Origin of the sequence: Nannocystis punicea, assembly GCF_026965555.1 — a bacterium.
Taxonomy (GTDB): Bacteria; Myxococcota_A; Polyangia; order Nannocystales; family Nannocystaceae; genus Nannocystis; species Nannocystis punicea.
Window position 1 is genome coordinate 11856640 of record NZ_CP114040.1, and the last position, 24812, is coordinate 11881451.

The following is a 24812-nucleotide window of genomic DNA, read 5'->3' on the forward strand; positions in this document are numbered from 1 at the left end:
TGTCGCTAATCCCTGGGCTACGCGGACGAACAGCCCTCGTCCGCGCCTCGCCCAGATGCTCGGTTGGCTCATCCATCAATCGATCCAGCTCCGCCTGCTGATGCTGGGTCTCCTGCTCACGCTCCTGGTGGGCGGCGGCCTCGCGGCGCGCAACCTGCCGATCGACGCCCTGCCCGACATCTCGACCATCCAGGTCAGCGTCCTGACCGAGGCGCCCGGCCTGTCGGCGCCGGAGGTCGAGCGCAACGTGACGTTCCCGATGGAGAACGCGCTCAACGGCGTGCCCGGGCTCGAGGAGCTGCGCTCCGTCTCGCGCGCCGACCTCAGCGCGATCACGGTGGTGTTCCGCGACGGCACCGACCCGTGGTTCGCGCGCCAGCTGGTGTTCGAGCGCATGCTGCAGGCGCGAGGCGACCTGCCCGAGAGCGTGCCGACGCCGCAGATCGCCCCGCTCAGCACCGGCCTCGGCGAGATCTACCAGTTCGTGGTGCGCTCGCCGGTGCACTCGCGCAAGCAGCTGCGGACGCTGCTCGACTGGGAGATCGTGCCGCGCCTGCGCGGCGTGCCCGGCGTCATCGAGGTCAACACCCAGGGCGGCGAGCTCAAGCAGTACCAGGTCATCGTCCAGCCCGACCGCCTGGCCGCCTACGGCCTCACCCTGCGCGAGCTCAGCGAGACGCTGTCGTCGGCCAGCGCGATCATCTCCGGCGGCTACATCGACCGCACCGCCGAGTCCTTCACCCTGCGCGCCGTCGGCACCTACACCGGCGTCGAGGACCTCGAGAGCGTCGTCCTCAAGGTCGCGCCCGACGGCACGCCGATCCTCGTCAAGCACGTCGCCAGCGTCCGCGACGGCGCCGCCCTGCGCCACGGCATCGTCACCTACATGGGCGAGGACGAGGCGGTCGCGGGCGTCATCATGATGTTGCTCGGCTCGAACAGCCGCGACGTCATCTACGCCGTCAAGGACCGCGTCGCGGAGGTCCAGGCCGAGCTGCCGGCCGGCGTCGTCATCGAGGCGGTGTACGACCGGGCCGAGTTCGTCGAGCGGACCCTGTCGACGGTGGTGAAGAACATCCTCGAGGGCGCGGCGGTGGTGTTCCTCGTCCTCATCGTCCTGCTCGGCAGCGTCCGCGGCGCGCTCGTGTGCGTGCTGGGGATCCCGGCCTCGATGTCGGTCGCGCTGTTCGGCATGCACTGGGCCGGCGTCGCCGGCGACCTCATGTCGCTCGGCGCGATCGACTTCGGCTTCCTCGTCGACGGCCCGATCGTCCTGCTCGAGGCGCTGATCGCCGCCTTCGCCGGCCAGCAGCTGACCTCGCGCGAGCGCGCCGACGCCTACGCCGCCACCCTCTCCCGCGTGGTCCGCCCGGTCGCCTTCGCGGTGGCGATCATCATGCTGGTGTACATCCCGCTGCTCAGCCTCGAGGGCGTCGAGGGCCGGCTGTTCAAGCCGATGGCCACCACCATGGCGTTCGCGCTGTTCGGCGCGCTGGTCTACTCGGTCGCGTTCCTGCCGGCCCTGCTGGCGCTGTTCGTCCCGCCGGCCAAGCACGGCACCAGCGGCTGGCTGCGCGTGCTCACCCGCGGCTACGAGCGCGTCCTGCCGTGGGCGCTGAAGATGCGCTGGCCGCTGCTCGCGGGGGCCGCCGCCGCCCTCTTCGTCAGCGGCGGGATCTTCGCCGGCAAGGGCGCCGACTTCGTCCCGCGCATCGACGAGGGCGACATGGTCGTCAGCCTGCGGCGGCCGCCGTCGATCAACCTCACCGAGGCCAAGCGACTCGACCTCGAGGTCCAGAAGATCCTGCTCGGCTTCCCCGAGGTCGAGGGCACGCTCGCGTTCACCGGCCGCGCCGAGGTCGCGATCGACCCCGCGGGCAAGGACAAGACCGACATCGTCGTCCCGCTCAAGCCCAAGACCGAGTGGGTCACCGCCCACGACCTCGACGCGCTCAGCGTCGTCTTCAAGGACAAGATCGAGTCGCAGGTCCCGAGCACCTTCGTCTCGATCTCGCAGCCGATCGAGGACCGCAACAACGAGATCATCTCCGGCTCGCGCGCCGACATCCAGATCATGGTGCTGGGGCCCGACCTGCTCGAGCTCAAGCGGATCGCCGACTCGATCGCCACCGCGATCCGCCCGATCGACGGCACCGGCGACCTCCGCGTCGAGCAGGTGCTCGGCATGCCCGAGCTGACCGTCAAGCCCGACCGCAGCCGCCTGGCCCGCTACGGCGTCGCCCTCGAGGACGCCCTGCTCGCGGTCGAGGCCGCGCGCGTCGGCCTGCCGATCGGCCTGGTCTACGAGGGCCAGCGGCGCTTCGACGCCCGCCTGCTGGTGCCGCCGCGCGAGCCCCGGCCCGAGGCGCTCGGCGACCTGTTCGTCGAGACAGTCGACGGCCACCGCGTGCCGCTGTCCGAGGTGGCGACGATCGAGGAGACCGAGGGCCCGGCGCAGATCCGCCGCCAGGACCGCGTCCGCGTCGTCCGCGTCGAGGTCAACCTGCGCGGCCGCGACCTGGTGTCGTGGGTCGGCGACGCGATGGCGGCGGTCGAGCAGAACGTGCCGCTGACGCCGCCGTACAAGGTCACCTGGAGCGGCCAGTTCGAGAACTTCCAGCGCGCCAGCCAGCGCCTCGCCGTGGTCGTGCCGATCTGCCTCGTGCTGATCTTCGGCATGTTGCTCTGGAACTTCCGCGACGTCCGCTACGCCGCCGCAGTGTTCGCGCTGGTGCCGTTCGCCCTGATCGGCGGCCTCGCCGGCCTCATCCTCCGCGACATGTCCTTCAGCATCCCCGCGGCCGTCGGCTTCATCGCCCTCGCCGGCGTCGCGGTCCTCAACGGCGTCGTCCTCGCGTCCGAGGTGCGCGCCGCGCTCGACGAGGGCCACCGCTTCGACGACGCGCTGCTCAAGGGCTCCTCGCACACGATGCGCGCCGTCCTCACCACCGGCGCGGTCGCGGCGCTGGGCTTCTTGCCGATGGCCCTGGCCACCGGCGCCGGCTCCGAAGTGCAGAGGCCGCTGGCCACGACGGTCGTGTTCGGCATCGGCGCCTCGACCATCCTCACCCTCTTCCTGCTGCCGGCGCTGCTGCGGCTCGTGCTACGCCGCGAGCGCCGGGCCAGCGAGAACATGACGCACTCGTAATGTCAGAGTCCAAGACCGGCGTGTATGCTTCTCGACCCATGAAGGCGCTGATCGTCGAAGATGACGTCAAGGTGGCGCTCTTCATCGCCCGCGTCCTCTCGGAGGAGGGCTGGGTCACCGACCAGTGCACCCACGGCGCCGACGCCGTGCGCCAGGCTCGCTCGGTCGAGTACGACATCATCCTGCTCGACTGGATGCTGCCGGACATCGACGGCCTGGCGGTGTGCCGCGAGCTGCGGCGGGCCGGCTCGGTCGCGCCGATCATCATGTTGACCGCGCGCGGCGAGGTCTCGGAGCGGGTGCTCGGGCTCGAGGCCGGCGCCGACGACTACATGGTCAAGCCGTTCGAGATCGACGAGCTGCTGGCGCGGATCGGCGCGCTCATGCGGCGCACGCAGGGCTTCGGCCGCCTGCAGGTCGGCGTCCTCGAGATCGATCGCCTGCGCCGGGTCGTCACCATCGAGAGCAAGCCGGTCGACCTCACCGGCCGCGAGTACGCGCTGCTGCTGTGCCTGGCGAGCCAGGAGGGCCGCGTGGTCGCTCGCTCCGAGCTGCTGACCCAGGTGTGGGCCACGCACTTCGACCCCGGCTCGAACCTCATCGACGTGCAGATCAGCCGGCTGCGCGACAAGCTCGGCGACTACGCGTGGATGATCGACACCGTGCGCGGCAAGGGCTACCGTCTCCGCCGCGACTCGCCATGAGCCTCCGCGTCCGCTACGTCGTCGCGACCTCGGCCATCACCCTCGTCACTCTCGGCGCCGCGTCGATCGCGGTCACCCTCGCCGTCAACGCCAGCCAGGAGCACCAGCTCGACCTCGCCCTCGTCCGCGAAGCCCGCGAGGAGGCCGCCGAGGCCGACAAGCTCGGCGGCGACGAGCTCGCCATCTCCAACCGCCCCGGCCCGTTCGCCAACGACGTCGGCCCCCTCACCAAGTACGCGGTCATCTACGGCTCCGGCGACCGCGTCATCGCCCAGACCCTCTCGTGGCAGCGCGACCCCCCGCCGCTGTCCGAGCTGCCGCCGCCCGACGGCAACTGCTTCGACCTGTGGTCGGCCCACGAGCACCTGCGCGCCGTCCACGTCGACCTGCCCTCGCACGAGGGCATCTCGCTGCTGCTCGCCGCCCCGCGCGCCGACCTCGACAACGACGCCCGCTTCCTCGAGCGCGCCATGGCCACCGGCTTCGCCGTCGCCCTGGTGTGGACCGTCCTGGTCGCGCTCGCCGTCGTCCACCGCCTCACCCGCGACCATCGCACGATCGCCGAGGTCGCGCGCCGCGTCGCCGCCGGCGACCTCGCCGCGCGCATCGACCTCCAGCACGGCGACCGCGAGATCGTCCAGCTCGCCCGCGACATCGACGCGATGATCGAGCGCCTCGGCCTGCTCCTCGGCCTGCAGCAGCGCTTCGTCGCCAACGCCGCCCACGAGCTGCGCTCGCCGCTCACCACCCTCTACGGCGAGCTGTCGCACGCGCTCCGCCGCTCACGCGACGCCAGCGAGTACGAGCGGGCCATCCGCGAGGCGCTCGAGAGCACCTCGCGCCTGCGCCGGCTGACCGAGGACCTGCTGGCCGTGGCGCGCATGGGCGCCGCCGGCGACGAGGTCGGCGAGCCGGTCGACATCGCCGAGATCGGCCAGGAGGCGATCGCCCTCGTGCGCCACGAGAGCGACGCCAAGGGCGTCACGATCGAGTGGGACGGCCCCGGCGCGCGCGTGGTCGGCCGCGCCCACGATTTGGTCCGCCTGCTCCGCAACCTGCTCGAGAACGCCGTCCGCCACACCCCCGCCGGCGGCACGGTCCGCGTCCGCTGCCGCCCCGGCCCCGGCCGCGTCGAGCTGAGCGTGCGCGACGAGGGCCCCGGCGTCCCGCCCGCCGAGCGCGAGCAGATCTTCGAGGCCTTTTACAGAGGCACCCGCGAGCGCGGCGCCAACGACGGCGGCACCGGCCTCGGCCTCACCATCGCCCGCGAGATCGCCCACGCCTACGGCGGCTCCGTCATGGTCGCCACCGACGACGGCCCCGGCGCAGTGTTCGCCGTGACCCTCCAGCGCGCCTCCGAGGCCTGACCTCTCGAACATGCCCTTTTGGGCCTGCTCCCTAGAACATGCCCTCTTGAGCATGTCCTTCAGCACCTGCTGCGGCCGGCGAGCAGGCCGCCCCACCAGGTCGTCGGGAACGCGGTGATCAGGACCGCGAGCGGGTACCACTTCGGCCCGAACTCCGGCCCCGCGTCCCAGGTGGCGATCGTCCCGAGCGCGCTGAGCACCAGCCCCACCAGCCCCAGGACCGCGACGTGGCGCATCGGCCGGCGCCGCGCCAGCCGGCCGGCCACGAACCCGCCGGCGACCCCGAAGCCCGACCGGTACGCCAGCGCCAGCAGGAACAGGCCGTCGGCCATCGGCTGCCCCAGCGGCGGGAAGACCCCGCTCGAGTGCATGAACGCGTCGGTCGCCACCGACAGCACCACCGTCGTCAGCAAGCCGGCCAGCACCGGGCCGACGCGCCGCAGCACCCCCGCGACCGGGCCCGACTTCGTGATTCTCACCGTTCCGTGGTCTTCCATGGCCGTTCTCCTGTCCGTCACCTCCACGTCGAAGCCGGACCGGCCGATTCGACATCAGGCCGTAACTTTTTTCGGTCGACCTCGCGGCTCCCGCGCCTCCTCATTCGAGGACTATCCGCCGAAGTCTCGAGCATGACCCATGAGACATGCCTGATTGGACATGTCTTCTGCGTCAGCGACCGCGGGCGCAGCACGCGAGCGACCCGTACGCCACTACGTTGCCGTGAACTTCGCGGCTCATACGAGACATGTCTTGACGGACATGTCTCGTGCGCCAGCGACCATCGCGCCGCGCGGGGCAGCACGCGAAAGACCGGCGACCGTCACGCCCCACGCGGTCGCAGCACGCGAGAGACCCCGTGGGCCAGCACGATCGCGGTGAACTTCAGGTTGCGCAGCAGCAGGGCCGGCCAGGAGATCGGCAGCGGCCCCTCGTCGCTGCGGGCCGGCCGTTGGCCGAAGCAGCGGGCCAGGCGGTCGCCGAGCCGGGTGATCCACGCGACCGAACGCGGCGCCTCGTGGAGCCCGGCCAGCCACTGCGCCGGAATGGCAGCCGGACCGCCGGCGGCACCGGCCAGGCCGCCGACGATCGCCGCCACAGTGTCGGTGTCGCCGCCGAGGCGCACCGCCTGCTCGACCGCCGCGCCGACGTCTCGCGGCGCGCGGGCCCAGCAGTACAGCGCCGCCGGCACGGTGTGGTGGATGTAGCCCGACACCCCGTGGACCTGTCCCAAAGCGCAGGCGAACGCCTCCGCCGACTCGCCGCGCCGGAGGTGCTCCGCCGCCAGCGTCAGCGCCGCCGCCAGCTCGCGGTCGTCGGCCGCCGCCGCCAGCTCCGCCAGCAGCGCCGCCGGCTCGTCGGCCCCGTCGTCGTACACGATCGCCGCCGACACGCGCGCGATCGCCAGCGCCCCGGCCAGCGCCCGCGGATCGGCGTGGGTCATCCGCGTCGAGCGGGCCACGAAGGCCGCGAGCCGCACCGGGTCGTCGCCCACGCACGCGCCGAGGATCGCGGCCCGCATGGCCGGGCCGTTGCCCGCCGAGTCGACCCCGCTGCGCTCCGGCGACCAGCCGAGCCACAGCCGCACCAGCGCCCGCAGCGTGCCCCAGCCGACGCTCGCGGGCAGGCCGAGCAGCCACCCGCGCAGCCGCCACGCCAGCGAGCGGGCGAACGCGCGCGAGTCGTCGGGCGCGGCCAGCAGCGCCTGCGCAGTCATGCACGCGTGCTCGGTGTCGTCGCTGATCATCCCGCGCGCGCCGATCAGCGCGTGCTGCAGCGGCCCCGCGCCGACGGCCGCGGCGATCCGCGCCCGCGACAGGCCCTCCCACGGCAGGCCGATCGCGTCTCCCACCGCACCCCCGAGCAGGCAGCCGACGATCGCGTCTCTCAACTCCATGTGCACCTCCGGCTCGCTCACAGCAATTCGCGAGCCACCCGGTCGCGCGACCTCGCGTGGACAGGACGTCACCGCCTCACCCGCGTCCTCGCCGACGCGTGACATCGTGACGCGAGGCGTCTCGTCGTCGTCACGACCTCGACGCGCCCCGACAACCTCGCCCCGCGCCCCTTCCTCCTCGCGCACACGCTCGCGGCCGCTGACAATTCGTCGCGCGAGCCGCCTGACAATTCGTCGACCTCGACGGCCCGAGCACGCGCAACTTGTCGCGGAGCCACCTCGCCGACTCCCGCTGCCACACCTCGCCCCGGCCCGCGCGCTCGCTTCGCGCGACCTCGCTCGAACCCCGGCCCCCACGGGGTCTCGCCCGGCGACCCACGCGTTGCGCATCCGAGCGCGCGCGGGCATCATCGCCGGTCGCAGAGAGGCGAGGCGCGATGATCGACGTGGTATGGGACATGGAGACCGGCGATCCGGACGACTTCCTGACGCTGCTGCTGCTCCTCGGTCACCCGCAGGTCAACCTCAAGGCAGTCACTGTCACCCCCGGCACGCCCGATCAGGTCGGCGTCGTCCGCCGCGCGCTCGAATGGTTCGGACGCGACATCCCGGTCGGCGCGCACGACCTCGATCATCAGCCGCGCTCGGTCCGCGAGGGCAACGGCCCTGGCGACGGCCGCCACGGTCCGCGCGGCGTGTGCGTGTCCTCGTGGCATTACAAGGCCTACGGCGACATCCCCCCGTCGCGCGACGCGGCGCCCGGCGGCGAGGTCCTGCACGCGCACTGCGACGAATCGACCACCCTCGTCACCGGCGCGCCGCTCAAGAACCTCGGCGCCGCGCTGCGCCTGCCGAACTTCCGCGTCGGCCGCCTCGTCGTCCAGGGCGGCTTCGCCGGCGAGGGCGTCGTCCCGCCCGAGCGCCAGCTCGACAAGTTCCGCGGCCTCGTCACCTGCCCGACCTACAACCTCAACGGCGACCCGCGCTCCGCCGAGGCCGCGCTCGTCCACCCCGGCATCGGCGTGCGCCGCTTCGTCGCCAAAAACGTGTGCCACGGCGTGTACTACGACGCCGACCTGCACGCCGCCGTGGCCGCAGTGAAGCACCGCAGCCTGTCCCTGCAGCGCATCTGGCAGGGCATGGAGGTCTACCTCGACAGGCAGCGCGAGGGGAAGAAGTTCCACGACCCGCTCGCGGCCTGCTGCGCCATCGACGAGGCGATCGGCGAGTGGGCCGAGGTCGAGCTCTACCGGGCTCGCGGCGGCTGGGGCTCGCGCCTGTGCCCGGGCTCGAACACGTGGATCATCACCGGCTACGACCACGCCCGCTTCGTGCGCACCCTGCTCGCCGCGGGCGCCGACGCTGCTGTCTGAAGAGACAGCTCACTGGGCCGGCGCTCGACCGCCACCTCGCGCTCACGACCTCTCGGCGCACCCTCGTGGTGCGCACGATTACGCCTCCACCCGCATCGCACGCACGCGACCTCTCGCACCTCCCTGCGTGACCTTCGCGCGGCCTGCCGTGCTACAACGCGGAGCGCGTGGAGGTCGAGCGCACCCGGCACGGACCCTTCGAGCGGCTGTCGTTCGCCTTCGGCACGCCGACCGGGCGCAGCCAGCACTCGGTCTATCGCCTGGGCGACACCTTGATCGACGCCGGCGGCACGGTCGCGACCGCGGAGCTGCTCGCCCTGCTGTGCGAGCGACCGCCGCGGCGGATCGTCTGCACCCACCAGCACGAGGATCACGTCGGCAACATCGCCGCCATCCGCCGCGCCTTCGGCGAGCTGCCGGTGTTCGTCCCGCGTCACCACGTCCCGATCGTCACCACGACCGCGCAGATCCCCGCGTACCGGGCCATCTACTGGGGCCACCCCGAGCCCAGCGGCCCCGTCGAGCCGTACGACCCCGGGGCTGTCTTCGAGGACAGCTCCGTCGCCCTCGAGGCCGTCCTCACCCCCGGCCACACGCCCCATCACATCACCTTCGTCGCCCGCGACGGCGCCACCACCTACGCCCTCACCGCCGACCTCTACACCTCGCGCCCGCTCGAGGGCTGGTTCGAGTCGGCCGCCGACGACATGGTCGCCTCGCTGCGCCGCGTCGCCGCCCGGGCCGCCGACCTGGTCGTGCTGCCCACGCACGGGCGGATCAAGCCCGACGGCACACGTGTCCTTTCGGACATGGCCGAATGGATCGACCGCGAGGCCGGGCGGATCCGCGGCGCCGCCGAGCGCCTCGGCACCGAGGACCCCCGGACCGTCGCCGCCGCCGTTTATTCGGACCTCGGGCCCGACATCGCCGACCTCGGCTCGGGCGGGGAGATCTCACGGGCCGGCTTCGTCCGCTCGATCCTCGCCCCGAACCGCACCCTGCCCGTCGACCCGCCCTGATCTATTAAAATTTCATTGCCGCGGATCGCGGATCGACAGGACCTTGATCCGGTCGTCCTCCTGCATCAGCTCGATCTTCATCAGCCGCGTCGACCGCTCGCAGTTCAGGAGGATGAGCGCCCCTCGCACGCTGACGAGGTCGGGCTCGCCGAGCGAGCAGTCGCCGTGCTTCGACCGCACGTCGAGCAGGAACCGGCGGATCTTCTCCTCCTCGAACTTCTCGCTGAAGCTGGCGCGGAACAGGGCCGGGTCCCACTGGTCGTACAGGCGCATCACCGTCTCGGCCGCCTCGCGCACCGGGTCGGCGAGCGGGATGCCGCGCGCGCCCATCATGATCCCGCCGATCTTGCCGCTCTCCGGCGACAGCTTGAATTGCACCTCGAGCTCTCCGCGCTCGCACGGGTGCCGGTAACGCACCGAGTCGTCCTTCACCATCATCGGCTCGCCGGCCCCGCACTCGCCCACGCCCGCCCGCAGCCACTGCACCCACTCCTCCTGCCCCACCGAAGGTTTTTCATAGAGACCCGCGGCGGCCTCGAGGTCGAACTCGTTGAACAGCGCGATCACCTGCGCACCCGCCTGCACCTGCTCGTGGCTCGGCGGCGTCGGCACGCGCGCCATCAATTCCAAAAACCCCTCCGTGAAACCTGCCAGGCGGCGGTTCATCAGCGACGGCTCGTTGCCCTCCGTCGCCCCGCTCCCGCCGCGCGGCTCGTTCTCCGTCGCGCGCGGCCCGGCCCCCTCTGTCGTCGAGCCGTCGGCCGTCGACGGCGCCCCGCCGACGAACACGACCAACAGCCCGAGCCCGACGAACAACGAGGCGATCAAGGCCAGACGTAAGCGCATATCCGTCAGCATAACCGAAGACCCCGCGCTCGCGGAACCGGGGCCTTCCCCCCGGGCCTCGGCTTCGACGCAACGCGATGCGTGTCTCTCGGGTCATCCGGCTCACGCAGCTCAGGGCACCGAGGCCTCCGCGCCGCACCGGGCATCCCCGACGGCATCACCAGGCCCATGTCCCCGAGGACATTCGCGAGCGCCGGCCGCTCCCATGCGTTCACATGTCCACATGGACATGTCCACATGGACATTCCTGCGGCCGCTTCAAGGCCCCGCGAGCGAGGCCAGCTCCGCCCGCGCGCGGACGACGTCGTCGACCAGCAGCGGCATGTTCGCCGCGGCCCGGGCCGCCTCGACGTGACCTGCTGCCAGCACGCGGTCGCCGGCCTCCGCGGCCAGCGACGCCAGCTCGAGCAGCAGCATGCTCGCCCGCAGCGACACCGCCTGGTCGGCGCGGCGGCACAGCTCGAGCGCCCGCGAGAAATCGTCGCGCGCCCGGTCCGGCCGGCCCGCGAGGCGCTGCAGGCGGGCCCGCCAGGTCAGCAGGTCGGCCGCGCGGAGCAGCTCCGCCGGGCTGCTCCCGACGGGCGTCAGGCGCTCCGGCGCCAGGCCGGAGAGGATGTCCAAAAGGACAGGTGCAACCCGCGGGTCCTCGAGGTGATTGATCGCGGTGTTGCGCCACGCCTCGGCCAGCAGGTCGAGGTAGCCCCGCTCCGACATGGCCCGAAGGACAGGCCCGACCTCGGCGTGGTGCCCGCGCAGCAGCGTGTGCAGGGCCGCGCGGGCCGCCGCGTCCTCGCTGGCGAGCAGCGCCTGCCACAGCGGCTCCGCCTCGGCCGCGCGCCCGGTCTGAACCAGCAGCAGCGCCTGCAACGCCTGCTCGCGCGGCCCCGCCGGCCCCACCTCGGCGAGCGCCGCCAGAGTCGCCACCGCCTCGCCCTCGACCGCCGCCGCGACCAAAGCCGCGCGCTGCGGATCGCCAGCCGCCGGCTCGACGATCCGGGCCCCGCGGATCGCCAGCCGATGGACCCGCGCCGACAACCACGCCGGCACGTCGCCGCCGGCCCGCAAGATCAACCGATAGCGCCCCGGCGGCCCGAGCCGCGTCGGCAAGCGCTCGCGCAGCGTCCGCGACTCGTCGCGCTCGCGGTCCGTCAGCACGCAGCCGAACTCGCCCAGCGGCGCGACCGCGAACGCCCGCAGCCGCACCCGCGAACTCGCGGCCGGGTCCGCCGGCACCACCGCCGGCTCGTAGTTGATGTAGAGCGCCCGCCCGCCGGCGTGGCACTGGTACTCGCGCAGCGTCGGCTGGCCGCCGCGGCTGGTCCCGTGCGTCCGCACCCCGAGGCGCAGCACCGACCGCTCCGGCTCGGCCTCGGGCACCAGCTCGAGCATCAGCTGGGAGCTCCACTCGGTGTGCTCGACGGTGAGGTCGATGCCGAGATCGATCGTCTCGCCGTCCCACTCGAGCGGCAGTTCGGCCAGCACGCCCGGGTTCGCGGTGCGGACCTCGAGCGCCGCGTCGAGCGGCCGCCGGCGCAGCGCCAGCGGGTCGGCGATCGTCCACGCCGGCGCCAGCGGCCGCGCGAAGCCGAGGTCGATCGGCGGCTGCTCGTAGGTCGCCCGCACCAGCCGCTCGCGCTGCGCGAGCAGGTCCGCAGCCTCGCCCGCCGCCAGCCCCGGTCGCGCGCGCAGCGACTCGAGCGCGCGCACGGCCCGGTCGTACTCGCCGAGCCGCAAGTGCGAGCGGAACGCCCCTTGCAGCGCCGCGGCCGCGTCCCCTCCGTCCCCGGCCTCGCGGTAGAGCGCGAGCGCGGCCGCGTCGTCGCCCAGCCGCTCGCGCAGGCCCGCCGCGTCGAGCAGCGCGCCGCTGCGCAGCTCGCCCGGCGGACTGCGCCCCGCCAGCTCCTCGTAGGCCTCGGCCGCGTCGGCGAACAGCCCCAGCCGCCGCAGATCGTCGGCGCCGGCGAACGTCCGCCGCAGCGCCTCGTCGGTGACGCCGGACCGATCGGACATGTCCTCAAAGACAGGCTCAAGCACCGGCAGCCGCCCCTCGCCGGCCCCGAGCAGCCACAGCTCGGCCGCGCCGCCCGGCTCGTGGACCCGCGCCAGCAATTCCTCGGCCGGGTCGTCGTCGAGCTGCACCAGCTGCAGCACCTCGATCCCGTCGAGCACCGCCGGCACGAACCCGCCGCGCTCGTCCTGCAGCTGCACCACCGAATGGAGGGCATCGCGGTCGAAGTAGTGATTGACGAAGTCACCGCGGCCGTCGCCGTCGACGTCGCCGACCAGCGGCTGCCAGTGCGCCGCCGCGGCCCGGGGGCGGGCGTCTTCGCCGACGACGAACGGCACGTGCGCGCGACGGACCAGCCGATCGCCGGCCAGCGCGAGCAGGTACGTCCCCGCCGGCGCGCCGAACGGCCGGTCGGGCGGGAACACCAGCGGGTTGGGCTCGCTGTGGAACACCTCGGCCACCACCCGGGCCTCGCCGTCGACCCCGGGCAGCGCCCCGAGTCCGAAGGCGTGGCCGATCTTGTCGCGCGCCACCGCCACCAGCCGGCCGGTCCCCGGCGCCAGCCGCAGCACGCGCACGTCGTAGGCCCGCCAGCCGCCGAACGCGACCACCAGCTCCTCGCGGCGGTCGCCGTCGAGGTCGGTCACCAGCATCGAGTGCACCACCGACTCGACGCTGTCGTCGACGTCGTAGACGGTGCGACGGCTGAAGCCGCCGGCCCCGTCGGGGACGATCGCGGTGATCTGGCACGACGCACCTGTCCCGAAGTACATCTCACGCGCACCGTCGCCGTCGAGGTCGGCCACCGCCGCCGCGTACACCTGTTCTTCGGGCCAGGCGTAGATCTGCTCGAGCCCGCCGCCGGCCTTCGGCCCGTACAACGCCAGCCCGTCCGCCCACACGACCACGCGGCGGGCGAGCGGGTCGACCAGCTCGACGCGTTGCGTCCCGGCCGGGAACGCGTGCTGCCACCGCGGCGCCAGGGCGGCGTCGGCGGTGGCGGCGTGCAGCACGGGCGCGCCGAGCCCCTGCTCGAGCAGCCACACCTCGTCGCCCACGCGCCCGAACGCCCGCCGCACGTCGGCGTACGCGGTGCGGTGGGCCGTCGTCAGCGCGCGCGCCAGCTCGCGCTTGGGCCCGACCAGCCGGCTCGCGGCCGCCGCGAAGTCGCGCTGCGCGAGCGCGACGTCGCCGCGCACCGACGCCAGAGTAAGGTCGGCCGCGGCCTCCGGGTGGCGCTGGTCGAGCAGCGCCAGCACCTGCGCCAGGCGGTCCCACGCCAGCTCGGCGCGGAACAGGCCGACCAGGCCGAGCAGCGCCTCGCGGCTGTCCTTCGGGTCACGTGCCAGAGTGAACGCGCGCCCGTGGGCCGAGATCGCCCCGCGCCGGTCGCCGTCGGCCTCGCGGCGGACCGCCTCGGCCAGCCACGCGCGGGCGATCGCCGACGTGTCCTTGTGGCCAGGTTCATCGAGGAAGCCGGCGAACAGCCGCGCCGCGGTCCCCGGGTCGCGGCCCGCCCGGGCCTCGGTGATGCGCGCCTCGATCTCCGCCAGCGCCGCCGCGGCGTCCTCCTCGCGCCGGTCGCGACGCCAGCGCTGCTGCAGCCCCTGCGCCAGCAGCACCGCCGCGATCACCACCACCGCGGTCACCAGCGCGACCCCGGCGACCCGCAGCCGCCGCCGCCGCGTCGCCGCCGGGTCGTGGTCGAGCGCGGCCAGCAGCGCCGCCATGTCGGCGAAGCGCGCATCTGGCCGAAAGGACAGGCCGCGCCGCAGCGCCGCCGCGATCGGGGCCGGGATCGCCGGCGCCCGCGGGTTCGACTCCGGCGTCGCGTGCGAGATGGCGGCCAGCACCTCGGTCGCGTGCCCCCCCGAGAACGGCCGCACCCCGTACAGCGCCTCGTAGACCGCGGCGCAGAAGCTGTACTGATCGGAGCGCGCGTCGGCCGGGCGGCCCAGCCACTGCTCGGGCGACATGTACGCCGGCGTGCCGAGGATCGCCCCCGTGCGCGTCAGCAGCTGCTCGGTGCTGCCGAGCGGCGCGCCGGACCGCCGCGGCTCCGGCTCGCCGCGCGCGACCACCAGGCCGAAGTCGAGCACGCGCGCGCGGCCGTCGGCGCCGACCAGCACGTTGTCGGGCTTGAAGTCGCGGTGCACGAGCCCGGCCGAGTGCGCCGCCTGCAGCCCGCGACCGGCCTGGATCAGCACCGCCAGCAGCTCGGGCCAGCCCGCCCCGACCTCGCGCCGCGCCTCGATCCACGCGCGCAGCGTCGGCCCGTCGACGTACTCCATGGCGATGAAGACCTGGCCTTCGCTCTCGCTGACGTCGTGGATCTGGACCACGTTGGGGTGCGACAGCTTGGCCAGCGCCTTGGCCTCGCGCAGCACTCGCGCCAGCAGGTTCGAGTCTTCGCGGTCGCTGCGGACCGTCTTGATGGCGACGACGCGGTCGAGCAGCTCGTCGTAGGCGGTGTAGACCACGCCCATGCCGCCGCGGCCGAGCACGCGCAGCAGGGTGAAGCGGCCCAGGCGGATGTCGGACGGCAGCTCGTCGTGGGTGGCGTCGCCGGGCTTCGGCGAGCCCTCGCTGGTCAGCGTGTCGGCGTGACTGATACGCGACGGCTCTCCCGAGTCCGGCTGGACCTCGGCGGTATCACTCAACCGCTCGCTCACCCGGCGAGTATGCCAACCACTTGCGACGGGCCGAAAGTCGGAGCGATCGGGCGGGCGCTGGGCGGGCGCCCACAACATGTCTTTCGCGACATGTTTGATGGACCATCTGTCCGACGAACGTCCGCACGGGCTCGCCGGGCCGTTCCACGCGGAGCGCGCGCGAGCGGGGGACCCGTGTTACACTCCGCGCACAATGCGGGTCTGCATCCTCGGCGCCACCGGCCTCGTCGGCCGCGAGCTGCTCCACCTCATCCCGCGCGCCTGGCCGGGCGCGCAGCTCGCCCTCCACGCCAGCCGCGACCAGGAGCTCGAGGTCGACGGCCGCCGCTTCGAGGTCACGGCGGCGCACCACCTCGACGCGCTCGACGCCGGCGGCGGCGAGCTGGCGTTCGTCGCGCTCGACGACGAGCACAGCGCCCGCTACGTGCCGCGGCTCCTCGCGCTCGGCTACCGCGTCATCGACAAGAGCAACGCCTACCGCGGCGACCCTGCGGTCCCGCTGGTGGTCGCCGGCGTCAACGACGGCCTGGTCGCCGACGAGGTCCGCCTGGTCGCCAACCCCAATTGCACGACCATCCCGCTGACGCTCGCGCTCGCCCCGCTGCGCCGCCGCTTCGGCGTTCGCGGGCTGGCGGTGTCCACCTATCAGGCCATCAGCGGGGCCGGCATCGCCGCGCTCGACCAGTTCCTGCTCGACGCTCAGGTCGGCTACGCCGCCCAGAACCGCCTCGGCGCCGCCTTCTCGCCGGCGGGGTACGCAGGCAACACGGTCCCGCACAACGGCAAGACCGACGACAGCGGCTTCTCGGCCGAGGAGCGCAAGCTCATGACCGAGAGCAGCAAGATCCTCGCCTTCCCCGACCTGCCGATCTCCGCCCAGGCCTGCCGCGTCCCGGTCGCCGTCGGCCACTACGAGCAGGTCTGGCTCACCTGCGAGCGGCCCGTGTCCCTCGACGCAGTCGCCGCCGCGTGGGCCGAGGGCCCCTTCCTCCGCGTCGTCCCCACGGCCGACGGCGCCGGCCTGTCGGCGCTCGCCTGCGTGCACGAGCGCGACCTCGCTCTGGTCGGCCGCGTCCGCGTCGTCCCGCACGACCCCACCACCCTCTGCTTCACCGTCGCCGCCGACAACCTGCGCCTCGGCGCCGCCACCAACGCGGTGCGGATCGCCGCCCGCTGGTTCCCCGCCGTCGACCCCACCCTGCAGGCCCCGGGCAACCTGCCCTGAAGGACAGATGCCGAACCCACCGCGCAAGCTGGCGATCGCGACCGGCGGCGGCGACTGCCCCGGCCTCAACGCGGTGATCCGCGCCGTCGTCCTGCGGGCCCACGCCGCCGGCATCGAGGTGCTCGGCGTCGAGGACGGCCTCAACGGCCTGCTCGAAGGGACAGGTGCCACCGTGCGCGCGCTGACCCCGATCGAGGTCGCGCCGATCCTCGGCCGCGGCGGCACCATCCTCGGCACCACCAACCGCTGCAGCCCGTTCGCCTGGCGCGACCCGGGCGGCCTCCCGCGCGACCGCGGCGACGAGCTGCTGGCGCGGGCCCAGGCCCTCGGCATCGACCTGCTCATCAACGTCGGCGGCGACGGCTCGCAGGCGATCTCGCTCGAGCTGGCGCGCCGCGGCATGGCGGTGATCGGCGTGCCGAAGACGATCGACAACGACCTCGACGCCACCGTCGAGACCTTCGGCTTCGGCACCGCCGTGCAGGTGGTGACCGACGCCCTCGACCGCCTGCGCACCACCGCCGAGTCGCACGACCGCACCATGATCCTCGAGGTCATGGGCCGCCACGCCGGGTGGATCGCCCTGCACAGCGGGATCGCCGGCGGCGCGGACGTCGTCCTCATCCCCGAGCTCCCGTACGCCCCGGCTCACGTCGCCCGCGACCTCCAGCGCACCCTCGCCAGCGGCCGTCACTTCGCCCTCGTCGTCGTCGCCGAGGGCTGCGCCTGCGTCGGCGGCGAGGTCACCCAGCGGCCGGTCGCCTCCGGCCGCCTCGGCCCGTCGACGATCCTCGGCGGCGCCGGCCAGCGCGTGGCCGAGGAGATCGCCGCCATCGTCCCCGAGCTCGAGCTCCGCGTCACCGCGCTGGGTCACATCCAGCGCGGCGGCACGCCCACCGCCTACGACCGCCTGCTCGCCAGCCGCCTCGGCGTCGAGGCCGTGGAGGCCGCCTTGCGCGGCGAGCGGTGCGTCCTCGTCTCGTCACAGCCGCCCGACATCAAGACCGTGCCGCTCGAGCTCGCCGTCAAGAAGATGCGGGCCGTCGACCCACACGGCCAGCTCGTCGCCCACGCCCGCGGCCTTGGCATCAGCTTCGGCGACGCCTGAGCGCCCGCTCGGCCGCGCGCGATCTTGGTTGCGGCCCGACGCAAGCCGCGCCATCCTCCCGCCTCCCATGGACGGAATCAGTCAGGCGATCCTCGAGCACGCGGACGGTGCCGGTACCCGCGGCGTGGCGATGGGTCAGCTGGTCGACGCGCTGGTCGGCCGCGGTTACACGCCCGAGGCCGTCGAGCAGGCGATCTGGGCCCTGCTCGGCGCCCGTCGCCTGACGCCGAGCGGCTTCCTCTGCCGCCAGCTGCGCCGCCGCGACCCCTTCGGCGAGATCGTGCAGACCCGCTGCTACGAGCTGCTGCTGGCCCCGTGGTCGAGCGAGCTCGACCACCAGCTCGACCTCGACCTCGCCACCGACGAGGCCGAGGTCGACGACGAAGACGACCCCGAGCGATGACGATCGGTGCCTGCGAGCGCTTCGTCGCCGACCCCGGCCGGCGCGTCGACGAAGCTGTCCTCGAGGACATGCGCCGTGACAGCGTCGCCCGCTGGTCCGCGACCTGGGGCGACCGTCACCGCGTCGCCGCCCGCCCCGGCGAGCCCGGCCTCTACCTCGCGCTCGCGCCGATGGACGGCATCACCGACGCGGTCTACCGCCGCCTGCTCACCGACCAGTTCGGCGGCCAGAGCGGCATCAGCCTGTGCGTCTCCGAGTTCGTGCGGGTCACCCGCGATCCGGTGCCCGCGGCGGTGCTGCTGCGCGACGTCCCCGAGCTCGCGCACGGCGGCCACACCCGCGCCGGCGTCCCCGTGTACGTGCAACTCCTCGGCGGCGACCCCGAGCCGCTGGCCGAGACGGCCCGCCGCGCCGCCGAGCTCGGGGCCCCCGGCATCGACCTCAACTTCGGCTGCCCGGCCAAGACCGTCAACAACCACGACGGCGGCGCCAGCCTGCTGCGCGCGCCGCAGCGGATCCACGCGATCGTCGGCCGCGTCCGCGACCGCGTCCCCGAGCACATCCCCGTCACCGCCAAGGTCCGAGTCGGCTGGGACTCGAGCGACGGCCTCGAGGAGATCGCAGTCGCCGCGGCCAGCGGGGGCGCCGCCTGGCTCACCGTCCACGCCCGCACCCGCACCCAGCTCTACCAGCCGCCCGTCCGCTGGCCCGACCTCGCCCGCGCCCGCGCGGCCGTCCCGATCCCCGTGGTCGCCAACGGCGACCTGCGTGTCCCCTCGGACCTGTCCCATTGTGCAGCCCAGAGCTGCTGCCACGCCTTCATGATCGGCCGGGCGGCGATGGCCCGCCCCGACCTGTTCGCCATCATCCGCGGCGCGCGCCAGGACGTCCCGTTCCCGCTCGCCGAGCTGGCCGACATCGTGCGCGACTACCACGCCGCCATGCGCGACGACGGGCTGGAGCCTGGCCGCGCGGTCGCCCGCGTCAAGCAATGGCTGCGCCTGGCCGCCCAGCTCGACCCCCGCGTCGAACCCCACTTCCACGCGACCAAGACCGCCGTCGCCTGGCCGCCCATCGCAGCTCACCTCGCCGGCATGGCCGACGCATAGCTATCTATAAAAAATAAAAAACCCCGCGCAGGCCGTGTGTCGAGTCCTGCCTGCGCGGGGGTGCTGCGTCTGCTTGTCGAACGAACGGAAGTTATTACCGGGCGGCGCCGCACGCAGGCGACGTCGCGCAGGAGAGCGCTGTCACCAGCCCCGGAAGAAGCCGAGGCCCAGAGTGACGAGGGCGGCGAACAGGAACACCAGGAACAGCATGCGCGCCATTCCGGACGCGGTGGTCGCCGTGACCTTCGGGGTCGTGCTCGTGTATCCCGAGAACCCCAGCGCTCCTGCGAGGAGCGCGAGCGTCAAGAAGCTGACCGTCCAGATGAGCATCTCCCTCGCCTCGCGTCTTCGCACTTTTCATGAAACGGTCCGCCGTACCTGTCAAGCGCGCTGCCGAACTCGAGCAACCCACGTCGCAGCCGGCGCGCCGCGCGAAGCCCCCTGACGCCTTCTTGATGTTCGAAGCGCCATGCCCGATCGAACCTGGCCCGGCGATCCATCGCGCTCGTCCATGCACGCGAGCGCCTCTCTCGTATCGACGATCGACGGAGCATCCGACGTGGCTCGACGGATCGCCGGATACACACACCCGGGTCGTCCGCGAAGCGCCGAGGTCGTGCGTCGGGGAGCTCGTCGGCGCGGTCACCCGCGACGTGGACGGCGTCGCCGCGTTCGTAACCGTCACGGAGCCGAAGCGCAGTCGCCCCGCAGCACCAGGTCCTCGCCGCTCGTCTCGAGCTTCGTCCCCTGCGCCTCGCTGAGCGTCAGCATGCGCGCGCGGACCGTCTTGCCCATCCCCTTGATGGCAGGCACCGGATGCTTGCTCGGCGTCCGTTTAATATAGGAGGGATGAAACGTCAGCGCCTCGAGGCACGACTTCCCCGTGAAGCGGGCCCGCAGCACGCCGGTCAATCGCGGGACCTCGTGGGTGTTCTCGAACAAGAAGTTCCCCAGCGAGTACGCGATCGCCTTCTTGCCGTATTGCTCGATCGCCTGCAGCACGTGCGGATGGTGCCCCACCACCAGGTCGGCCCCGCGGTCGAGCAGCGCCCGCGCCTGCCGCTGTTGATGGGCCCCGGGCGCGTCGGCGTACTCCTCGCCCCAGTGGACGAACACGATGAGGAGGTCATGCGTCGCCCTGGCCCCGTCGATCAGCGGCCCGAGCGTGCTCTCAAGATCGTTCGTCGACAGGAACGGCAGCTCCGGCGTGTTCGGGAACTGCGGCGCGTTGCGGCGCGACGTCACCGCGAGGAGGCCGACCTTCCACCCGCGGCGCTCGAGCGTCTCGACGCGGAACACCGGCGGCTCGCTGCGCGACGCCCCGAGCGGCACGATCCCCAGCTCCTCCAGGATCTTCGGCGACTGCAGCAGCCCCTCGGCCCGTTGATCGAACGAGTGATTGTTGGCCAGGCTGAGCGCCGCGAACCCGCCGTCGACCAGGTGCTGGGCCATCGCCTTCGACGCCCCGAACGCGAACTTGGCCCCGATCGGGCTCTTCGCCGGCAGCTCGTACACCAGCGGCGTCTCGAGGTTGCCGATCAGCAGGTCGCTGCGCATAGTCTCCAGAATCTCGTCGAAGGGCCGCTCGCCCTCGCCGACGATCGGGTCGAAGCCCGACGTCGCCCGGTAGCGGCCGAAGATGATGTCGCCGACGAAGGTCAGCTCGATCGGCTCGCGCGCCGGCGCGGCCGCCGGCTCGACCCGGGCCTCCTCGGGCTTCACTTCTTTGCTGTCCTCGGGGACAGGTTCACTGGCCCGCGGCGGCGCCGGCTCGCTCCTGTCCTCCGGGACAGGCGCCGGCGCCACCGACGGCGAGGTCGGCTGAGCCACCGTCGCGCTGTCGCGCCCCGCCCCCGAGCACCCCGGGAGGCCGACGACGGAGCCGAGAGCAGCGAGAGCGACGACGACGCGGACCAGACCGGGCACGGCGGGCGGAGTTACGCCCAAACCTCCGGCCGACGCAAGAGTTCGGCGCTCGCGCTGTCCTCGCCGCCAGCCGCTCCGCGGGGCCGTCCCCAATCGCGCTCTGGACACATCCGTGAAGCGCCTCGATCCGCGACCCCGAGCGCTCGAATCTGGGCGAGGCGTGTCCCGGTGACGGCCACGTTCGCGCTCGCCTGCACCGACCGCGACCCGCCGGATCTCCTCGTCCCGCGACTGGTGCCGCTTCGACGTCGCCGTGGCCTGCAAGATCCTGCTGAACCGCCGACCCGATTCGTTCCCCTGAACATCTTGCTCTCGTCGTGCCTGCTCATCGTCGGCGCTGATTGATTCCCGTGGCATCCATCCCCGGCCGACCCCCGCCGGCGCCGCCCTCCCGCAGTTCGACCCTCGGCAGAGAACTGTCCCGAAGGACAGAAGCGTATGGCCGTGATTCGCAGCGGCGCCGGGCCACGAGGACCTCGGCGGCGGCGCTCTCCACTGACATGTCTCATCGGACATCTCACCGAGTCCGAGACCCCTCACCCGAAGCCGCCCCGCCGCGACATTGCAACATCCGCACACGCCACACGTGAGGCGATCCTGCTCGCCTTCGTGAAGCCCGGCCGCGCCTCGCCGACCCGCGGACCATCTTCCACCGCGACCCAATCACTCTCCGAGCTCGTCCCACGCACCAGCTCGATGCCTTCCGACGTCGCCCACCCCCGCACCGCCCGTGTCCTCGCGAACACATCTCCGCGCCGATCGCGGCCGACGCCTCGCCTCTGCCGCCTCCCGGGCGGCTCCCCCTCGCCCGCTTCGTTCGCTACACTGCGCCCCGTGCCTCTCGACGCGACACGTCGCCGCGCGGCGATCTTGCTCGGCCTCGTCGGCCTCGTCGCTGCCGTCGAGTGGATCGCCGCTGCCCGCGCCTATCGCTCGCTCCTCGCCCCGGCCGACTGGGACGCCGCCGCCGCCGCCCTCGCCGCCCTCCCGCCCGACGAGCCGGTCGTCCTCGCCGACGACTGGCTCGGCCCCGTCGCGCGCCGGCACCTCCCCGCCCTGCAGCGCTCGCTCGGCCGCCCCGACCTCCACGGCGCCCCGCGCTTCCACGTCCTCGCGCTCGGCGAGCCGCTCACGCCCGACCTCCGCGCCGACCTCGACGAGCTCGTCCCCGAGCCGCTCGGCGTCGACGACCTCGGCCCGCTCGCCCTCCACCACTTCGCAGCGCCTTCGGGACATGTCCTGTGGGACATCCTCGATCCGCCCGCCCTCCTCACCCCCGACGGGGCCGGCGCCTGCCGCAAGGTCCAGCGGGCCTGGGTCTGCAAGCAGGGCCGCGCCACCGTCCGCCACGCCGAGATCGCCTACCGCCCGCGCCGCTGCCTCGCCGTCGACATGAACGACGGCGCCGCCTTCGAGCTGCGCGGCCGCGTCGAGCTCGGCGCGCGCCTGCGCGGCCACCTCGGCTTCTCCGACTTCAACGGCCGCCTGCGCAACGACGCCCCCGCCGTCCTCGAGCTCGAGCTCGACGGCGTCCCGCGGGCGCGCTGGCTCATCAGCGACAGCCAGGGCTGGGCCGCCTTCGAGCTCGCCACCACCCCCGGCCCGGCCGAGCTCACCGTCCGCGTCACCACCTTGCTCGCCGGCACCTTCACCCCCGGCGGCTACGACCCCGACACGCGCCGCGTCCCCTGCCTCGACCTGCGCGCCCTGACGGAGCCCGCGTGACCCGCCGCCTCCTCGCCGCCTTCGCGCCCCTCGGGTGCCTCGCGCCTGCTCCTCGTGCCCACCTCGTCCGCAAGGAGCCCGCGTGACCCGCCGCCTCCTCGCCGCCTTCGCGCCCCTCGGGCGCCTCGCGCCTCAGCAAGGAGCCCGCGTGACCCGCCGCCTCCTCGCCGCCTTCGCGCCCCTCGGGCGCCTCGCGCCTCAGCAAGGAGCCCGCGTGACCCGCCGCCTCCTCGCCGCCTTCGCGCCCCTCGGGCGCCTCGCGCCTGCTCCTCGCGCCCCCCTCGTCCGCAAGGAGCCCGCGTGACCCGCCGCCTCCTCGCCCTCCTCGCCGTCGCGCTCGGCCTCGCGGTCGTCCTCCTGCTCGCCCGCGGCCACCGCGACGTCGGCTACGTCCGCGACGAGGGCATCTACTTCCACGCCAGCCGCGCCTACGCCGACTGGGCCGCGCGCGGCCTGCAGTCGCCCGCCGTCCTGTTCGACCGCGCCGCCCGCGACCGCGCCTTCGCCGTCAACCACGAGCACCCCGCGCTGATGAAGCTCGCCGGCGGCCTGTCCGCGCGCCTGTTCTCCGCGCCAGGTCCCGAGGGACAGGCGCCCGAGACCCGCGCCCATCCCGGCCTGCTCCCGCTCATGCCCGAGGGCGCCGCCATGCGCCTGCCCGCCCAGCTGCTCGCCGGCCTCGGCGTCGCCCTCCTGTTCCTCGCCGGCGCCGGCCTCGCCCGCACCAGGAGACCTGTCCTTGGGGACATATCATCCGCGAACCCGGCCTCCCGAGCGGACCTGTCCTCCGGAGCATCCAAGCCCGCCTCGGCCGCCGGTGTACCGGCCCCCGCCTCCGGTCCGTCCGCGCCTCCTGCCGACCTGTCCTCCGAGACATCCAAGGCAGCCTCGGTCGCTCCCGATTCGCCCCCCCTCGCCAGCCCTTCGACCGACGACCTCGCCACCGCGCTCCCACTCCCCGCGAACCTGTCCCTCGGGGCACCGCAACTCCCATCGCAAGACCCCGCCGTCTCGCTCTCCCCGCTGATCCCCGCCGTCCTCGCCGCCCTGTGGTTCATCGGCCTGCCGCACGTATGGGTCCACGCCGGCCTGCACTGCTTCGACGTCCCGGTCGCGGTCCTCACCCTCGCCGTCGTCCTGTGCTACCGCCGGGCCCTCGCCTCGTGGCGCTGGTCGCTGCTGCTCGGCCCGCTCCTGGGCGTGGCGATCTCCGTCAAGCACAACGCCCTCTTCATCCCCGTCCTGCTCGGCGTGCACTACCTCGCCTGCCTCGCGCTGGCCGGTCGCCGCCCCAGCCGCGGCCAGCTCTTGCCGCTGCCGTTCCTCAGCATGGCCGTGCTCGCGCCGCCGACCGTCCTCGCCCTGTGGCCGTGGCTGTGGAGCGACCCGCTCGTGCGCCTCGGCGAGTACGTCGAGTTCCACCGCCTCCACGCCTACTACAACACCGAATACCTCCACATCAATTACAACCAGCCGCCGCTGCCGTGGAGCTACCCGTTCGTCCTCACCTGGGCGACCGTCCCGACCGCCCTGCTGCTGCTCGCCGCGATCGGCCTCGTCCTCGCTGTCCGCAAGGACCTGTCCTCCCGGCCATCTGCCGATCTGCCTCCCGTCCGCTTCACCGCCCCCTTGCGCGGCCATCCGGCCCGGGACGGCCTGCTGTGGGCGCTGTTCGGCCTGTTCCCGCTGGTCCTCATCAGCCTGCCGACGATCCCGATCTTCGGCGGCACCAAGCACTGGCTGACCGCCTACCCCTTCCTCGCCCTGGCCGCGGCCTCCGCCTACGTCACTCTCTGGCGCGCTCTGGCCCCGACCGGCCGCGCCCGCCACCTGCCCGCCGCCCTCCTGCCGCTGCTGCTCGTGCCCGCGCTGTGGAGCACGATCCACGGCCACCCCTACAACCTCTCGCAGTACGCCCCACTCGCCGGCGGCGCCCGCGGTGCCGCCGACCTGGGCCTGCTCCGCGGCTTCTGGGGCAGCGCCGTCCTGCCCCTGCTGGACGACATGTCCCAGCGGCCAGGTCCTCTCTACCTCCACGACCTCCACGAGCTCGCCCGCCTGCAGTACGAACGCGAGGGCCGCTGGCCCCCCGGCCTGGCCGCCGCCCCGCTGTCCCGCGCCCGCGCCGGCCTGCTGTTCCACGAGCGCCACATGCTCTCCAACGAGGTCGACCTCTGGAACCATTTTAATAATAGCACCCCGGTCGACGTCCTCACCCTCGACGACGTCCCGCTGACCAGCCTCTACGCCGGCAGCAAGTGACCTGCTCCTTCAGACATCTCTAC

General features: G+C 73.3%; 17 protein-coding genes. 11 read left to right on the top strand and 6 right to left on the bottom strand.

Going from position 1 to position 24812, the window contains the following annotated elements; translation table 11 throughout:
• The first annotated feature begins 55 nt into the window (after window positions 1–55).
• From O0S08_RS45560 to O0S08_RS45570, 3 genes are read left to right on the top strand one after another with little or no spacing between them, the layout of a single operon-like run.
• The gene (locus O0S08_RS45560; RefSeq protein ID WP_269035790.1) at window positions 56–3148 is read left to right on the top strand and encodes an efflux RND transporter permease subunit; all 3093 of its coding nucleotides are present in this window, start codon (window positions 56–58) and stop codon (window positions 3146–3148) included.
• Between the two features lie 38 nt (window positions 3149–3186).
• Window positions 3187–3852, top strand: coding sequence for a response regulator transcription factor (locus tag O0S08_RS45565; protein WP_269035791.1), 666 nt, complete (start codon window positions 3187–3189; stop codon window positions 3850–3852).
• On the top strand, window positions 3849–5219 hold the full coding sequence (locus O0S08_RS45570; protein WP_269035792.1) for a sensor histidine kinase: 1371 nt from the start codon (window positions 3849–3851) through the stop codon (window positions 5217–5219). Before O0S08_RS45565 ends, O0S08_RS45570 begins: the two co-directional genes overlap by 4 nt.
• Window positions 5220–5278: 59 nt before the next feature.
• On the opposite strand, the gene O0S08_RS45575 is transcribed toward O0S08_RS45570, so the two are convergent.
• Both O0S08_RS45575 and O0S08_RS45580 read right to left on the bottom strand, forming a co-directional pair.
• A complete protein-coding gene (locus O0S08_RS45575) occupies window positions 5279–5716 on the bottom strand; it encodes a hypothetical protein (protein WP_269035793.1) in 438 nt (145 codons plus the stop codon).
• Window positions 5717–6039: 323 nt separating this feature from the next.
• Complete coding sequence (locus tag O0S08_RS45580; protein ID WP_269035795.1) at window positions 6040–7113, bottom strand: ADP-ribosylglycohydrolase family protein; 1074 nt, start codon at window positions 7111–7113, stop codon at window positions 6040–6042.
• A gap of 437 nt (window positions 7114–7550) precedes the next feature.
• Here O0S08_RS45580 and O0S08_RS45585 point away from each other — a divergent pair, with 437 nt between their 5' ends.
• Together O0S08_RS45585 and O0S08_RS45590 are read left to right on the top strand one after the other, a co-directional pair.
• A complete protein-coding gene (locus O0S08_RS45585) occupies window positions 7551–8486 on the top strand; it encodes a nucleoside hydrolase (protein WP_269035797.1) in 936 nt (311 codons plus the stop codon).
• A 167-nt stretch (window positions 8487–8653) separates the two neighbouring features.
• Entirely contained in the window at window positions 8654–9505 is an 852-nt protein-coding gene (locus O0S08_RS45590; RefSeq protein WP_269035798.1) for an MBL fold metallo-hydrolase, read from the top strand.
• A 12-nt stretch (window positions 9506–9517) separates the two neighbouring features.
• Here the strand turns inward: O0S08_RS45590 and O0S08_RS45595 are convergent, their stop codons facing one another.
• Both O0S08_RS45595 and O0S08_RS45600 read right to left on the bottom strand, forming a co-directional pair.
• Window positions 9518–10351: a hypothetical protein gene (locus O0S08_RS45595; RefSeq protein WP_269035799.1), complete on the bottom strand. Its 834-nt coding sequence runs from the start codon at window positions 10349–10351 to the stop codon at window positions 9518–9520.
• Between the two features lie 258 nt (window positions 10352–10609).
• Window positions 10610–15031, bottom strand: coding sequence for a serine/threonine-protein kinase (locus O0S08_RS45600; protein ID WP_269035800.1), 4422 nt, complete (start codon window positions 15029–15031; stop codon window positions 10610–10612).
• A 193-nt stretch (window positions 15032–15224) separates the two neighbouring features.
• On the opposite strand from O0S08_RS45600, the gene O0S08_RS45605 reads away from it, so the two are divergent.
• The 4 genes from O0S08_RS45605 (at window position 15225) to O0S08_RS45620 (ending at window position 18876) form a co-directional block, all read left to right on the top strand.
• Window positions 15225–16256 carry an aspartate-semialdehyde dehydrogenase gene (locus O0S08_RS45605; RefSeq protein ID WP_269035801.1) on the top strand — a complete coding sequence of 344 codons (1032 nt, stop codon included), beginning with the start codon at window positions 15225–15227 and terminating at the stop codon, window positions 16254–16256.
• A 7-nt stretch (window positions 16257–16263) separates the two neighbouring features.
• Entirely contained in the window at window positions 16264–17364 is a 1101-nt protein-coding gene (locus O0S08_RS45610) for a 6-phosphofructokinase (RefSeq protein ID WP_269035802.1), read from the top strand.
• A 67-nt stretch (window positions 17365–17431) separates the two neighbouring features.
• Window positions 17432–17767 (top strand): hypothetical protein, encoded by a 336-nt coding sequence (locus O0S08_RS45615; protein WP_269035803.1) that lies wholly within the window; start codon window positions 17432–17434, stop codon window positions 17765–17767.
• Entirely contained in the window at window positions 17764–18876 is a 1113-nt protein-coding gene (locus O0S08_RS45620; RefSeq protein ID WP_269035804.1) for a tRNA dihydrouridine synthase, read from the top strand. Before O0S08_RS45615 ends, O0S08_RS45620 begins: the two co-directional genes overlap by 4 nt.
• Before the next feature lie 141 nt (window positions 18877–19017).
• Here O0S08_RS45620 and O0S08_RS45625 read toward each other — a convergent pair whose 3' ends face one another.
• Together O0S08_RS45625 and O0S08_RS45630 are read right to left on the bottom strand one after the other, a co-directional pair.
• Window positions 19018–19206 carry a DUF1328 family protein gene (locus O0S08_RS45625; RefSeq protein ID WP_269035805.1) on the bottom strand — a complete coding sequence of 63 codons (189 nt, stop codon included), beginning with the start codon at window positions 19204–19206 and terminating at the stop codon, window positions 19018–19020.
• A 351-nt stretch (window positions 19207–19557) separates the two neighbouring features.
• Window positions 19558–20802, bottom strand: a complete 1245-nt coding sequence (locus O0S08_RS45630) for a CapA family protein (protein WP_269035806.1) — start codon at window positions 20800–20802, stop codon at window positions 19558–19560.
• Window positions 20803–21636: 834 nt separating this feature from the next.
• Between O0S08_RS45630 and O0S08_RS45635 the strand changes: the two genes are divergently transcribed.
• Window positions 21637–22527, top strand: a complete 891-nt coding sequence (locus O0S08_RS45635; RefSeq protein ID WP_269035807.1) for a hypothetical protein — start codon at window positions 21637–21639, stop codon at window positions 22525–22527.
• Between the two features lie 300 nt (window positions 22528–22827).
• Complete coding sequence (locus O0S08_RS45640) at window positions 22828–24789, top strand: hypothetical protein (RefSeq protein WP_269035808.1); 1962 nt, start codon at window positions 22828–22830, stop codon at window positions 24787–24789.
• Window positions 24790–24812 lie beyond the last annotated feature (23 nt).